The 17,479-nt window shown below is 59.2% G+C and carries 1 protein-coding gene; it reads left to right on the plus strand.

Annotated features, from left to right (window positions below):
• Positions 1 to 569: 569 nt before the first annotated feature.
• Complete coding sequence (locus NA78x_RS04210; RefSeq protein ID WP_425617171.1) at positions 570 to 17,246, plus strand: pre-peptidase C-terminal domain-containing protein; 16,677 nt, start codon at positions 570 to 572, stop codon at positions 17,244 to 17,246.
• Positions 17,247 to 17,479: the final 233 nt, after the last annotated feature.

Below are 17,479 nucleotides of genomic sequence, written 5' to 3' on the forward strand. Positions count from 1 at the left end.
CCCTTTTGCGGCTGGCCAACACTTACGGCGACAGCGGCGGCCTCGACCTGGCTCCCGACTCCCGATCCCCGACTCGCGACTCCTCATCCCCGCCTCCCGCAGCGTCAAGAACCTGAAACGTCCGCCTCCCAGCCCCGTTTTCTCTTTTTTCCGGCTAGTTGTGCCGGTTATGCTGACGCCTGCCCTTTTGCCGGCTCAGGCGGCACCATCGATTCCATCCCAAGTTTCGCGCCAAGCTGGAGAATTTGGTCCGGTCAGAGGGAACTTTTCGATTGCTCCGACACTCAAAGGCCAGTAGCGCGCCTGTGTTTAAGTTGTGGCTGCGCATTTTTTTGCATCGTTGAGACCCCTAATTATAATCCGAAGCTGGCTCCTGCGGTTTGTCCGCTCGTCTAGGCTCGGACTCCTTGCTGGTTAGTTAAGCCGATTCGCCCCCCAGTTCCCATCTCCTTGGCGGCTCGGTTCGTTGGATACAGAGATAAGTCGTAAATCGCGATATTTTCGAGGGTTAGTACATGTCGACCCGGCGTTCGCTGAAGCAAACCAAAGCATCCCTCAAGAACTCTTGGATGAAGAGTTCCCAATACAAAGAGATGCTCCGGCGCGCTGCTCGCAAGTTCCATCTAGAAACGCTCGAAGACCGGCGCGTCTTCGCAGTCGATCCGGTGCTCGTGGCAGCCGATGGCGGTGTGCAGTTCAATACCGGCACCTCGCCGATGACGGTTCGCAACGAATCGCCTCGTGAACTCACCTTCACGTTCCCCGGCATTCCGGGCATCGACCGCACCACGCTGGCTAGCGGCATTCGCCTGATCCCTGCCAATGGCGACGGTACGTTCGATCCGACCGATCTGCCGATCACTCCCGCCTACCTCGACCTGGGCGAAGATCCGACGCAAGTCGTCATGCGGTTTGCAACTCCGCTCAAGGATGACGTTTATCAATTGCAATTCGTCGGCGCTAACCTGCTAGACACCGACGGCATCCGGTTTAACTCGGGCACCAACTTCAACGTCAATTTCGGCCTCAACCTCGCTCCGCAGGTTCTGGCAGTCGTGCCCCAACCAGTGGTTCGCGATACCTCGGGCGCTTTGAATCAGCTGCGCAATCAAGTTCATGTTTATCTGAACAACGACAAGCTGAATGTCGCCCGCGCTCAAGACGTAGACTACTACCGCCTACTCGTCACTCGCGGGACGGTCGATCCTGCCGACGATGCTCCCAGCGGCAACGAAATCAAGCCGTCCACAGCCTTTTACGACGCCGCTCACAACAAGGTAGTGCTGACGTTCTCGGCAAATATCGAGACGTTTGCTCCAGTCGTTGCCGGTGTTGCCGATTCCGCAGTGGCCTTCCGCCTGCGGTTGGGCACCGACGAAGCCCGCCGACCCAACGTGTACGGCACCGCCGGCGGGGGTGGTGCTACCGATTGGCTCACCAACGATCCAGGCTCGTCGTTCGATGGCGCTGCCAACCTGCGCGATGTGCTGATCAAGGGCCTGCCGGCGGGTACCCCGCTGCAACAGCTCGAAGATTTCATCAACAGTACGGGTGCCAACCCCGGCAATGTCAACGTGCTGCAAAGCGGTACGAGCGTGATCATTGGTCAGTCGATTGACCCGCAGTTTTACAACCTGATGTGGCCGGGTGGTAACAACGATCCTGGTCATCGCGACGTCACGGTTCAGAATCATCCAGGCAGCAACTTCTACACGCTGATCAACGGTCGCTTTCAGACCGTTGTCATCGGTAGCGATGGTCCCGAAGATCACCTGGGCCGCCAGATTGCCAAAGATCCAATCTTCCAACCGGCCGCCGAAGCCGACAGCGTCAACGGCATCACCACCTACTACTACAACTTCCGTTCCGAGTTGGGCTTCGTTCCCGACTCGACGAACTCGACCATTCCGACGCAGCCTGCCGTTAACTCGATCACCTCGGCTCAAAAGCAGCGTGCTCGCGAAGTGCTGGAATTGATCGGCCAGCAGTCCGGTGTGAACTTTGTCGAAACGGAAAATCAAGGCTTCATCATCGCCACTGGCGACTTGCGGGCGATTTCGGTCATCGCCACGACCGCCACGGGGCAGGTCATCAACACCGGTGCCCAAACGGGCCCAGGTGGACTCACCGGCCTGGCTGGCGCGGTTGACTTGAATAACGACGGCATCGCCGAAACGGCCGCCGCGATCATGGACAATGGCGAAGACTGGGCGACGAGCGGTGGCGATCAATACGGCAATCGCTGGTTCCAGACCGCGATGCACGAGATCAGCGAATTGCTCGGACTCGGTCACAGCTACGACCTGCCGGCGACTGCCATTCAAGGGCAGGATCCATTGCTGTCGGGCTCGGTGCCGGCTCCCGAAGGTGTCTATCCAGGCGATGCGAACGTGGCTCACATGCAGCACGTGTATCGGCCGGACAGCAAAGACATCGATATGTACAAGTTTGAAATCGATGCCGAAGGCTACTTCACCGCCGAGACCTTTGCCGAACGTCTCGCCAACTCCAGCCAACTCGATTCGGCCTTGTCGATCTACCGCGTCAATCTAGGGACGGGCATCGCCGAACTGTACGCCAAGAACGACGACTACTTCAGCAAAGACTCGTACATCGAACTCAAGCTGCAACCTGGCACCTACTACGTAGGTGTGAGCGCCAGCGGCAACACCGAATACGACCCGAATGTGACCGATTCCGGCATGGGTGGCACGACCCAGGGCGCGTACCAGCTCAAGCTGGACTTTCGTAAGATCGCCACCGATACGCTCACCGATACGACGGGCACTCCGCTCGATGGCGACTCGGATGGCAAGCCCGGCGGTGTGAACAATTTCTGGTTCCGCGCCGCAGCACCAGTGACCTCGCTCACCGACCTGAATAGCACCACCCGAACTGCCCGCACGATCTTTGTCGATCGCAGCGCCTCGCCCGACATTTCGCCCCGCGATGGTTTGCCAGATAGCGGTTCGTACGTTCCCGATGGCTCGCTCACGCGGCCGTTCCTGTCCATCAAGGCTGCGACTGCCGCCTCGCGTCCGTTCGACATCATTCGCGTCGTCGGCAACAACTTGAATCCGCTGGCCGATACGACCGATACGAACCTGGCCGACAACCTGGCCTATCAGATTGGCTTCGATACCCTGGGCAACGCTCTGCCCGACGGTGCGACGCTGGATGTGCCGAAAGACCGTACTCTCATGTTCGACGCGGGTGCCGTGGTGCAACTGCGCCGTGCCCAGATCAGCGTCGGTAGCGAAAACCAAGGTCTCACGGCCGATCGCAGCGGTGGTGCCCTGCAAGTCCTCGGTACTCCGTTCCAGAATGTCTATTTCACCTCCTACAACCGGGCGAATACCGCGACGCTGGCGACCGAACCACAAATCGGTGCGCCTGAGGGCCCCGTGGGGGCAACCGCCGAAGAAGGTGACTGGGGCGGTCTCTCGTTCCGCAGCGATATCGATCGCGCCGATGGTCGGCTCGACTTCGAACGCCGCGGCATCTTCCTCAACTACATCTCCAACGCCGACATCCGTTACGGCGGTGGCCAGGTGGTGGTGAACTCGGCTCCACGTACGGTCAACGCAATCACGCTGACCGATACTCGCCCGACCATCGTCAACAACCGGATCACCTACAACGCCGAAGCGGCGATGTCAGCCAATCCCAACAGCTTCGAAGAAAGCAACTTCACCAGCCCGCAGTACGGCAGCTCGTTCAACACCAGCTTCAATGTCGACTACAACCGCGTCGGGCCAGAAATTCACGGCAATACGCTGACCAATAACACGGTCAATGGCATCGCCGTTCGCTCGACCACGCTCTCGGGCCGGTTGAATGCTTCGTCGATCGAAGAGTTGACCGTTGCCGGCCGCTTCAACGATACCGACATCGTCCACGTCATCCAGGAAAACGTCTCGATCAAGAGCGCTCCTGGTGGCGCGTTTATCCACACCAACCTGACTTCCCCCGCCACGACGCTGACCGTCGCCGCGCCCTCGTTGGGTTCCGGTGGTTTCGCGACTTCGGTCGGTACGGGCATCGAGTACAAGATTGTCTACGTCGATTCGAACGGCAACGAAGGCCTGGCCTCGAACACCGTGCGCTTGACCGGCACGATCACGGCCACCAATTCGTACGTTCGCTTGACGAACCTGCCGAACGTCACTGCCGACTTGCTGGCTGCTGGCTTCGTCGGTCGTCGCTTGTATCGCCGCGTCGGCGGTGTCGGCGAGTTCATGCTCGTTGAGCAAATCCCAGCTTCGGCCGCGGCCACTTATGTCGACCGCAACATTCCGCTGCCAGCCTCGGCACTGCGGCTGAAGGTAGCTTCGGCACAAGATCCGATCTCGCCCAGCACGACGAATGTTGTCACGACGCCATCGGCTACTGGCGGCACGTATGCCACTCCTCAGCAAGTAGTGTATGCCCTCGCCTTTGTCGACACCGAAGGTCGCGACACCCCGATGGTGGAACTGGCACCAGTCACCACGATTGGTGCTGCTGGCTCGGTGACCCTCAGCGGTCTGCCACAGTCGTATGGCTCGTACATGGGCTTGCGAATCTATCGCTCGATCGCGGGCGGTCAGTTCGATCTCATCGGCATGACCGATGCGGGCGCTACCACCTTTACCGATCGCGGTGTACCTGTCACGCCCTCGCAGCTGATTCCTGCGACCGTGAACATCAATGCCGCCGTCGCGGCCATTCCGCCGCCAGCCGGCACCACCGGCTTCATGAATGGAACAAGAGTGAACTATCGGTTCACCTTCTCGGGAACCGGTGGACAATCGGCTTCGGCCGCTCTGGCCGTTCCAGCAGGTGATACCGGCTCGTTCCTGATCTCGGGAAACAATCGCCAGATCACACTGTCGAATCTGCCGCTGATCAACACCAAGGTTTACTCGCAGCTCAATATCTATCGGTCGAACAACTACGGGAAGTTCGAACTGATCGATACAATTTTCGTCATCAACGGAATTCCTCAGCGAACGACTTCGGTCGACACCAACGCGCCGAACGCAATCCCCTTCTACCTGGAAGACGCCACGCTGGCGCAACCAGCGAATGCCCGTGCCCGTCCGCACGGTTCGCTGGTGATCGATCCCTCGATGGTGGTCAAGACCGACGGTGCGCGCATCGACGTGAACATTGGCACCAGCCTGATCGCCGAAGGTGTGAAGGGTCGTGAAATCATCATGACTTCGCTGTACGACCAGCGGTACGGTGCCGGTGGTACGTTCGCCACCTCGAAGTCGACGGCCACTTCGGGCCAACCGGGTAACTGGGGCGGCGTGTACTTCGCTCCCGATTCGAAGGGCAGCTTTAACGAAGTCGTATTCGCCTACGGTGGCGGTGGCACCCGCATCGAAGGTAACTTTGCAGGCACTAACGTCATTGAGGTTCAGCAGGCCAAGGTTCGCGTGGCGAACAGCCGCTTCGAATTCAACGACAGTGGCGTCACCACTTCGCAAGGGTCCGATCGCGCAGGTCGCGGCGTCAACGACAGCGCGACGATCTTCGTTCGCGGTGCTCAGCCCGTGATCATCAACAACACGGTGGTCTTTAACAGCGGTGCTTTCCTCAGCATCAACGTCAACGCCCTCAATCACACGCAAGTCACTGACTTCGGTCGCCAAACCGGCCTGCTGGCCGAATTGCCCACCGGTGCTTCGCTCGCTCGCATCAACTATCCGGTGTCGCGTTTGATCGACACGCAAACCGGCGTGACCGATGTCGATAACAACGGTCCCCTGATCCGCTTGAACCGGCTCGACAACAACGGCACCAACGGCATGCGAGTTCGTGGTGGCGTGCTGACCACCGAGAGCGTGTGGGACGATACCGATATCGCCCACGTTCTCTTCGACTCGATCCTGATCCCCGATTTCCACACCTTTGGTGGCTTGCGGCTGGAAAGCTCGGCTCGCGAGAGCCTGGTGATTAAGTCGGCCAGCAACACTGCGACGGGCACCCTCGCCGGCTTTATTGCCGACGGTCGCCCGCTGGAAACCGAAGATCGCATCGGTGGCACACTGCAAGTGCTCGGCCAACCCGGCTTCCCCGTGGTGATGACCTCATTCTCGGACGATACCATCAGCGCTGGCTTCACTCCGGAAGGTCGTCCGCAAGCCAACACCAATGGCGATTCGCTGTTGCCGCCTTTGCCAACCATCGGTGAAGTGGCTAACGGCGTGAGAATTGATAACGATGTTGCCCAAACCACGAATGGTTACTTCAGCTACATCGTTGGACCGGCCGGTAGCTATGTGGGCGATCCGCTGACGCTAACTCCTGGTAGCTTCGCCACCGCGCAGGGAAATACCGCTCAATACACCAATGCCGAACTGCTGTTCGACTATTACCCGATGGTGGTAGCTGGCGGAGCGGTCGTTGATCTGAAGACGACAGTAACCGTCGCACCAGCCCTTCGTAACCCTGACGAAGTTGTCAGCGAAGGTGAATTCACGAGCGGCAACGGCAAGATCATTCACTGGAAGTCCACTTCCAGCTTTGCGAATGGTTCGACGCGACTGAATACTTCGTACGAGTTCATGACGCTGGACGGTTCCGCGATGGGCGACATTCGCCTCATCAGCTACCTCGACCAGGACATCGGCGTGTCCCTCGCGGACGATGCCTTGTATCTGTACGGATCGCCAGGACAGGCTGATTTCCGTGTCCTAACTCTCGACAATCAAGATCGCATCGGTTTTGCTCAGGGCGGCATCTATTCTCCTGGCAGCGGTCTGCAAAATGCCCGCTACATCGGCTTCACCGCCGATAAGTACGATGATTTGGAATTGGGCCTGGCGGCAGGAACCGTCAACAATTTTGCGATCACCGCCAATCCGCTTAACGGGCCTGTCAACATTGATGCGACCGATCTGCCTTTGATCGCAGACCCCGCACTTGGCAACATCTACGGCCTCAACGACATTACGACTGCTCTGGCTTGGGACGTCTCTCCTACCGCCAGTTCTTCGACCATCACCACGTTCCTGGAGCTGTTCCCCCGCAGCCCAGTCTCGAACGGCCGGCCCGGCGAGTGGAATGGTCTGCTCATCGACAAGTACGCGAACGATCGCAACGTCGAAAGCATCCCCGAACGCGAACCGGTAACGAGCAACGGTGCGCAGAACTCGCGCCCGTCGAAGGCTCAGTTCCTGGGCTCGCTGGCTACTGCCAACAAGGGTGGCGACGAAAATCAACGCTTGGGTTTTGTGGTTCAAGGTGCCATCGGCACCCCGGGCGACGTCGATATCTACAGCTTCAAGGCTCAGGCCGAAACCGAAGTTTGGTTCGATATCGACCGCACGACCCAGTCTCTCGATACGGTCATCGAACTGGTCGACGAATTTGGCAACATCGTGGCTCGGTCCGACAACTCGGCCGATGAAGCCTTGGGTGCCGATTCGCTGGTGGGCCTCGGTGCTTTGCCGATGCAAAAGACCACTCCGTATGAAGGTCAAGATCTCTACTCGACCAATCCTCGCGACGCCGGCTTCCGGATCAAGCTGACCGGTACGCCGGGTGTCGAAAGCACCTACTTCATTCGTGTCCGCAGCGTGCCGAAGAACAAGGCCGATCTCGATACCATCGTGCCCGCCAGCACGAACGAGAGCCTGGTTGTTACGGGTGCCAGCTCGGGCGCTTACGAACTGCAAGTTCGCTTGCGTGAAAAGGACGAAAAGGGTGGGACCACGGTCCGCTACGGCAAGATCGCCAATGCGACTACCGGTATCGACGTGAATGGCCATCCGGCACACTCGCCGCTGTCTGGCGAACGCCGCGACATCGAACCCAACAACATTGGTTCGCTGGCTAATGCTCAGTACCTGGGCAACCTGCTCGAAGTCGATCGCGGTGCGATCTCGGTCTCCGGCAGCCTCGGCGCTCCTGGCGATATCGATTGGTTCCGCTTCGACTTGGATTACTCGGCCATCGACGGATCGTCGCCCGTGCCGAAGGAATTCCCGAACCTGACCAACCTGGTCAACACGGTCTTCGATTTGGATTACGCCGACGGCCTCGGTCGTCCGAATCTGCAGATGTTCGTGTACAACGAAAACCTTGAGTTGATTCTGACGAACTTCGACTCGAACGTCTCCGACGACCGCCCCGGTCCGCTCGCGGGCAGCGGCATCAGCGACCTGAGCGCTGGTTCGGTGGGCACCAACGATGCCTATATCGGCAACATCGCGCTGCCAGCCTCGAACCCACTCTCGACACCGCAAACCTACTACGTTGCGATCGCCGCCATTGGCACTCAGCCTACGGTCTGGGATCAGTTCACCAATCGCAATACCCTCAATCCTGGCCTGCGTGTCGAGCCGATCGACTCGGTGCATCGCATCGTCGAAGATCACCTGAACGAAGGCACCTTCGCCAACCCACGCCAGCCGCAGAAGCAGGACTTCCCGCAACCAGACCGCGGCACTTCTGGCTTGCCAACTCAGGAAATCCTGTTTGATCGGGCTCCTGGTCAGGCCCAGGTTCCTGGTTTCGATAGCTCGATTCCGTGGACCTTGGGCGATGTCTCGATGTACATCATCCGAGACATCGGGCTGGATCCGAACGCGCTACAATCCACCAACGGCACGATCGATACCAGCTACTTGCAGACCTTCAATCCTTTCACCGGGGCTCACATGACCAATGTGGGTCAGATGGGCTTCGACATCGAAGACATCGACTTCAATCGGTTGGGTGAATTGTTCGGTCTTTCACGGGACCACGAACGAGGTAACGGTCTAACCGATGCCGCCAGCGGTCACCTGATCAACATTTCGACCGCGAACGGCCAACCAACCGATCGTGGTGACGATGGCATTATCACTTACGAAGCGGACGCCAGCGGCGCGCCAGTGGTCGCCCACCCCACACCGGCTCGCGTGGGTTACGGCATCCAGTTCGACGCGATGTCGTACTTCAATCCGAACAATGATCCCAATCAGCAAATACTTCTAGCCGTTGGACGTCGTGGCGAAGATTACCTCGGCTTCGATCCGAATCCGGAAATTAGCGATAAGAGCAACATCGTCTATCAGTTGGACCCGAATACGGGTGCGGCATTGACGTCAGTGGGACCTCGTCTCGACGGCGCGGGTACCAATGCTTACGAAGCGGGCATTATTCTCACTTCGCAGCGATTCACGGCTGTCGAAGCGACAACCATCAATCCCGCGCCAAATAACCAGAGCTACAACTCGGTCATTCTCGACGGCACGCAGTTCACCGTTTCGGATGGCTTGACCACGCAGGTCTTCGAGTTCAATGCGGGCTTCGAAGTTTCCCAGCAGATCGATGTGTCGAATGACTTTACGGTTCGCGACGGCGAGTTCTTCATTCTCGATCGCGATACCGATGCCACGAATGGCAACGAAGCCATCTACCACTACGACACGGGTGCCGTGCTGGCCGTTGGCCGGTTCACGACCTCGAACCAGATCCCGGATGCGACGGTCTTTACCGTGCAAGGTCGCGATGCAGGCGGCACCATCCGTCAGCTCAACTTCGAGTTCGATAACAACAACGCGACCAACCCCGGTAACGTACCGGTCAACAGCAGCGGCTCGCAGACGGCCAATGCGATTGCCACGAACATTGCCAATGCGATCAACGGTCGCAGCAACATCAATACCTTCCCCGTGACGGCCAGCGTCAGCCCCGGTTCGACCCGCATCAACCTGATTCCCATGGTGGCCGGTCAGTCAACCAATGCGACCGTCATCCCTCAGCCTGGCCTGGACCCGGGCGAGTTCTACGTCGAAGGCGGAACAGGCAACGCGCCCATCCTGCAGGCCGTGGCGTCGCCAGCCTCTGGAGCCCCCGGCGATTTGGAAGGACGAACCTTCACTCTGCAAATTGGTGGAACGCCCGCGGGCAATGTGGTGTTTGAGTTCGATCCGTCCGGCAATGGCGTGGGTGCTGGTCGCGTCGCCGTCAATGTCGGTTACAACCAGAGCTCGATTCAAGTTGCCACAGCCATGGCCGCAGCAATTGATGCCACTCCGGAGTTTGATGCCCGCGCCTATGGCGATCGCGTGGTGGTCAATGGCCAGCAGATTCGCTTTGTGTTCAACGGCTCCGACCTCACGATTGTTAACCTGCTCGCCCCGGGAAACGAAGGGGGACTCGAAAACTACGTGATCAATGTTGAAGAGAATTTCTCGACGCAACAGTTCACGACAACAACGCTCGCCGCTGTCAATAACGCACCGTCGCCCTTCCGCGCTGGTGGCGAAACCGGCCTGAACACGGGCCGCATCAACTTCCCGCCGATCACAATTCCAGGCGTTGCGACCCCCACCAACCGGATCGACATCTCCGGTATGCCACTGTGGACGCAACTCGTGGGGAGTTCTCCAGCCGTGAGCGCTGGGGCCATCTCGGTGCCGTTCTTCGCGCAAGACACGGCCATTGATATCGCTACCCGCGTCGAATCGGCAATTGACGCTAACATGGCGGGCTTCAACGCCGCCGCCCTGGGCATCTATGTTGAGCTCGATCGTGGTCAGATCTCGCTGCCGAACGGCTCGCCCTTCATCGTCGAGGGTGAAGGCCCGGGCGGTAACATCACGGGCATTGTGAATGTCGGCAACGTTGGTCCCGAGTCGTACTTTGTCGCCGTCAGCGACGAAGGTGGCTTGTACTACGTCACCGTCAATCATCAAAACAACCGGATTCTGTTGCCCGGTTTTGCCAAGCGTGACCAAGTCGATACGCAATACATCGGTACCTCGCAGGCCGATCTGTCGGGCATTCGCTTCCAAGGCTTGACCCGCGGCCCGGCCAATGTGGAAGGTGGACGCTACGCCAACACCTGGTTTGCTGTTGCCGATGGTGCGGCCGCGGCCGTTGGTGCCACGGTGAACTTCACCCACACCGAGAACAACAACACCATCAGCCAGGCTCAGCCTACCGGCATCACTCTCGGTGGTGCTTCAATTGCTAACCTGGCAAATGGCTTTATCGGCGATGGTGCGTTCGGAACCACCAGCGGCGACTACGACTTCTACTCGTTCACGGCTGGTCCCGGTCAACGCGTGACCATCGAAGTCAACGCAGCCGGTCTGGGAGTTGGCACCCTCGCCGACTCGCACGTCACGTTGTACTCGTCGACCGGTGGTTTCATCGATCAGGACGACAACGGCGGCACCGGTTTGGATAGCCGGTTGGAGTTTACGGTGGGAGCGGCCGGTACCTACTACTTTGCCGTTCGCAGCGGTGGAGCCGGAGTCGGCAACCTGACGAACCCCTTCAACGGCAGTTCGGGTTCGGGTGCCGCCTTCACGGGTAGCTACAACGTCACGGTGACCAAGGAAGACTTCGGCCTGAGCCGGCTGTATGCCTTCGAGTACGAACCGGACAATGCCTACACGGGCTTGCAGCCGATCTTTGTCGAAGGCCAGAACAACATTCCGTTGACCTATCGCCTCGGCAACGTCACGCTGCCGATCGACAATGCCAAGGGCATCCATTTCTCGGAACTGGATCGCAACCTCTGGAACATGACCCCGTTCAATTCTCCGACGAACCCAGATTTCCGGCAATTGGATCCCGGCCACGGCACGCCCGACGTCGAAAACGGCAGCCGTCCAGATCAGACCGGCAACTCGAGCTATCACTTTGGCCGCGGCGTGGGAAACAACTACGCCTTCAACAACGGTGCTCACGGCACGATCATCAGCAACGATGTGAATCTGGAAGGCTACTCGGCGACCGATCAGCCGATGTTGTACTTCACGTACTTCTCGTCACACGAGACAACCGCTTACGATTCGTTCCGCGTGTTTGTCAGCGGCATTGCCGACAACAATGCCGACCGTAACGGCGACGGCGTGGCAGACACCAATAGCGGTGACTGGTACCCGATCTCGATGGACGATATCAACGTTGTACCGCGGATTCTGACCGATACGAGCGTGGAACTGAATGTTCCAGTTCAGGAAAACTTCACTACGGGTGCCTGGCGTCAGGTTCGCATTCCGCTCGACAAGTGGGCCGGTCAAAAAGACGTCCGCTTCCGTCTCGACTTCAGCACGGCGGGCGACATGGACACCGGCGTGGCCTTCACCACGGGTGAAGAACTGCGAGCGGTGGCCGGTGAATACATCACCGATGGCCAGTTCATCTCGATCGCCGGCCAGCGGTACGAGTTCAACAACGGCATCTCGGGCACCTTCTCAACCGGTAATGCTACCCCTGATGGCGAACTGTTGACCATCACGGGCCCCGGCGTCGGTGCTTTGCCTATCACCTTCGAGTTCGATAAGAATGGAACCATCGGAGCTGGCAGCATTGCAGTTCCCATCACCGACCTGATGACTTCTCAACAAGTCGCACAGGCGATGCTTACCGCCCTGGGCAACAACGGCCTGGGAACCTCGGTCAGCAATCTGGGCACTGCAGGCAACGTGTCCGATGCCGTTCTGAACTTCTTCGGCGCTGCCAATGCCGTCGTAACTCCGGCGGTAGTGGGCGGAACGCCCGTCACTCAACTGTCCGGCTCGACCGGCCTGGTGAATCCGGGTGCCATTGCGATTCCGTATCAGCGTGGCTGGACCAAGCTTCAGGTTGCCAACTCGATCAACGCGGTTCTGGAACGTGACTTCTACGATCAGAAACTCGTGGTGGCTGAAGGGACCTCGTATCAGGATGGCCAGCGGTTCACGCTGACCGACCCGAACAACCCGCTGAATACCCAGATCTTTGAATTCGACCTGGGCGTGTCGATGGGGATTCCCACCGGTGGGGCCAGCGCTTTGCTGCCGGCGAACCTGCGGGTGAACGATCAAGACACGTTCACGCTCACCTACACGGTCGGTGGCGTGCCGCAGATCGAAACATTCGAACTGGACAGCGACAACGCGATCACTGCCGGACGGATTCGCATTCCGTTCAGCCTCAATGACACGCAGTCGTTGGTCGCCAACTCGATTGTGACCGTCCTCAATGCGACCTTCGCGGGCATGAATGCCCAGGTGGTCACGGGCGGACGGATTCAATTCGATACCGACGGCACGGCTAACACCACGGTCGACTTCACGGCTGATCCGAACCCGGTCGTGGCCGCCAAGTATCCGACGACGGGTGCTGCTGGTGTCGCGGGAACGAACCAGCCAGTGTACGTGACGGCTTCGAACCTGTTCACTCCGGCCAATGTGGCTGCCGCTGTGGCTTCGGCCATCAATGGGGTTACTACGCTGGGCACCGTGACAGCCAGCACGGCTCTCACCGCGCCGAACCGTGTGGTTCTGGTCAGTGCCAATGACTACGCCGAGCCAGCGATGCCTCAGCTGCCGGGCGTGCCTGCTCCGAACATCTCGTTCGAACTGACCAACGTCGTCGCCAACGATAACGTGAAGCAGTACGGCGACTTGATCCGTCTGGTGAGCTCGCCCACCGGTCCGCAGCGGACCATCGACATCGATCCCTTCACGCTGATCCCCTACCGTGGTCCGCTGGGTTGGGAAGCTGCCTTGCCAGGCGATCAGGCCGATACCCCGCCGGGCAACCTGCTGCTCAATGGTTTCCGCAGCAACCTGCGTGGCCAGAACAACAACTTCGAAGGCATCTACGTCGATGACTTCATCATCGGCCTGGCCGAACGTGGCGAAATGGTGGCCAATGCCAACCCCACCGCAGGTTTCACCTCGGCAGTTCCCGTGGGCCAGATTGTTCTCGGCGACTATCAGCTCGAAATTCGTCGTGGTGTGGGTTACGACTTTGTCGCTCCTCCAGCACCGACCTTCACCGCCGATTCGAACGACCGCTTTACTGAACAGCAGACCCTGCTGGCCCGGCATGGCTCGCAAATCGTCGATGGTCAGACCTTTACCATCAGCGATGGCAATCGCCAGCTGACGTTTGAGTTCAACGACAACAGCGAAGTGACACCGTTCGGTGTGGACGTGGTCACTCCCGGTAATCAAGCCATCCACTTCAACTCGACCATGAAGGACGAGGAGATTGCGATGCTGATTCGCGACGCAATCAACAGCACCGATGTGCAGCAAATTCTGGATGTCGACGCCTGGTTGGCCGATGGAACTCAACCGGGCCTGCGCAGCACCACCAATCGCATCAACCTGAATGGTGCGGCCACATTCGTGGCGACGGGCGTGCCTGTTACCGAAAGCAACGAGAACATCGCCACGGCTCTGCCGATCAGCCCGGTCGGCACGACGTACGATGGCTTGCGGTTCTTCGCGAACGGCACGATTGGCGATACCGACGACACCACGACCTCGCAAAACGATGCCGGTCGCCGCAGCCGCGACGTTGACTACTTCGGAGTCGATCTCGCCGCTGGTCAGCAGATTCTGGTCGATGTCGATGCCGCGAATAACGGCTCGACCCTCGACAGCTATCTGCGGATCTTCAATGCCGCCGGAGCACTCCAGAATGTGGTCATCGGTGGTGTTACCTACACCGCTGAGAACGACGGGGCGACCGTCTCGATGCGATTCCCCGGTGGTGGTTTGCCCTTCGTGCCCGTGCTGACTTCGGCTCCTGGCGAACAGCTTGGTGCCACGCAGGTCATCGGCAACACGTTTGGCGTGCGTCCAGAAACTGATTCATTCATCAACTTTGTTGCCCCAACGGCTGGCCGCTACTACATCGCGGTCAGCGGTGCCGGCAACAACCTGTACAATCCGCTCACCGGTGCCGGGGCGATTCCAGGTAGCGTGGGCAAGTACACCCTCGAGGTGACCTCGCCGAATGCTGCCGGTGCAAACTCGGCCGGTGCTCCGAGCGGGATTGACATCATCACCTTCGATCAAGAACTGGGCGATAGTAACCTGGTTCGCGATCAGGGACAGATCATTCTGCAAGGGAACGAAATCTACAACTCGTCCCTGTTCGGCATCGATATCGATGCAGGCTCTCGCTCGGCCGCCGATGGCAACGCCGCTCACCAGGGTTCGACCCGCAACCTGAGCCAATCGAATTCGATTGGGCTGGTACCCGGTGTGGTGGTGATGAACAACATCATTTACGGCAACGGCTCGGGAGCGATTCGCTTCAGTGGCGATACGGGCCTCGACGCTCCGATCGCTTACGGCCGAATCATCAACAACACGCTGTACGGCCAGGGTGGCACCTTGAACCCGCCAGCCACGCCGGTCAACGATGTGGGCATTCTGATTGAACAGCGTTCTGGCCCAACCTTGCTGAACAACATCATCGCCAACTTTGCGACGGGGTTGCGGGTCGATGCCTCTTCCAGCCCGAACACGGTGATCGGTGGTATTGTCACCCAAGGAAACACGGTTCTCTCAAACCCAGCTTCCATTGGCTTCGGCGATTTCCCGATCTTGTTGTCGGATACTCGCCGGGCAGACGGTACGCTGGTCGATCCGCTGTTCAAAAACGCTCAAGGAGCAAACTTCTACCTCGACGCCCTGTCCCGGGCGATCGACAGCTCGGTCGACTCCTTGCTCGATCGTCCGCTGATGGTGACCATCAAGTCGCCACTGGGCTTGGGTGCTTCGCCGATCTTGACTCCGGACCGCGATGCTCGTGGCCAGGTGCGAGCCGACGATCCAGACGTGCAAACGCCTCAAGGGTTCGGTCTCAATCCGTTCAAGGATCGTGGTGCCCTCGATCGCGTCGACAAGGTAGGTCCTAGCTCGGGCCTCGTTAATCCGCAGGATAACGACAGCCTCGGCATCGATCGCGACTCGGCTCCCACGGTGGTCTCGACTGACAATACGGTGCTCGTGCGTAACTTCACGATCGCCCTGTTCGATCGAACCGACCCGAACGGCGAACTCGATGGCTCGGACATCGATGACTTCTCGGTCACGAGCAGCCAGGTGATCATTACTCGTCGGGTTTCGGCCACGACGACCGAAGTGCTGGTTGAAGGCGAAGACTACTTCTTCTCCTACGACGCCACCAGCAACCAGATTGTGCTGACCCCGGTCGGCAATGTCTGGACTCGCGGCACCTACCAGGTTCTGCTGCGAGACGGCATCATCGATCAGGCCGGCAACAAGCTGTCGCTGAACAATGGGGTTTCGATTCCGAATCCTCTGGACACGAACACGCCTCCCGAGCAGATCAACCACTACTACACGTTGTTCCTCGGCACGGCAGTTGATTACGGCGATGCTCCGCTTGGCTATCCGGTTCTGGATGCTGATGGCGGTGCCAACCACGGTATCGCGCCGGGTGTTTACCTCGGTAATGCACCCACGGCCGACTTCGATGGCAAACCCAGCACCGCGGCCCTGCTCGATGAGAATGACGACGGCGTCCAGTTTGTCTCGCTGTTGCCAGGTGCCGCCAATGGCTCGCAGATCATCGTTCAGTCGCCCACCGCTGGCCTCAAGCTGTCGGCTTGGATCGACAACGATGGCACGGTTGGTTGGAGCTCGGGCGAACAAGTGCTGACGAACTATGTGCTCGCGGCCGGTTCGAACACGATCCAGTTCACGATCCCCAATGGTGCTCGTGGTGCCACTTATGCTCGCTTCCGTGTCAGCACGGCCGACATGAACTCGCCCACAGGCCCCGCCGTCGATGGTGAAGTCGAAGATTACCAGGTCACGCTCACCGGCCCGTTGTTCCAAAACAGCCGGTCGATCCTGGTGACTTATCCAGGCCAGACCGTCGCGACTAGCGTTGGCAACTTGGACGTGAACGATAGCGGGACGATCACCGCCTTCGATGCACTCATCGTCATCAACTACCTGAACCAGTACGGCCTGCAATCGCTGCCGATTGTCTCGCCACCACCTGGTTTGCCGGCACTGCTCGCTCCGCCGCCATTCCTCGATACCAACGGCTCGGGCACACTCAACGCTCTCGATGCTCTGTTGGTCATCAACCACCTCAACCTGGTGCCGCTGACGGCTCCGAGCGGAAGCGGCGGGGAAGATGTTGGTTTCACCAGCATGACAAGCGGGGGTGAGAGCACTGCGGAGTTCGAAGGCGACGCCCTCGATGCACATGCTCTGCTCCGTACGCTGACGCCGGATGTGATGTACGCCTCGTCGAGCGTGGTCGTGGAAGAAGTTCCGGTCGCAACGGCCAGCGTGTCGGTGGCTGAACTGCTGCACGACTCCGCAGTCGAACAGCTGCTCTACAGCATGGCCGCCGCCCAGCCAGAAAGCAGCCAGGGTGCCACTTTCGAGAGCTTTGAAGAGGCCGACTTGGCTGGCGACGCGCTCAATGACGCTCAGTGGGCAGATCTGCTGAGTGATCTGGCCTTGGAGCACCACAATCTGGGCTAAATGCCCGCTAACGAACTCGGGTGGGGCCCAACAGGGGCGGGCCTCGCCTGGAAACATCGGGCCGATTCCAGAACGTGGGAACTTTCTGGAATCGGCCCGCGTCTTTACTAGGTGCAGTCGTAGCGAATGTAGTGGTTAGTCCGTGCGCGCTAAGGTTTCGGAGTGGGTAGACCTATCGGAACGAGAAAACTTGAACGGTCAGCGCAAATCTGTTGCAAAGCACGGACATCCCA

It is taken from the genome of Anatilimnocola aquadivae (assembly GCF_049819085.1).
Taxonomy (GTDB): Bacteria; Planctomycetota; Planctomycetia; order Pirellulales; family Pirellulaceae; genus Anatilimnocola.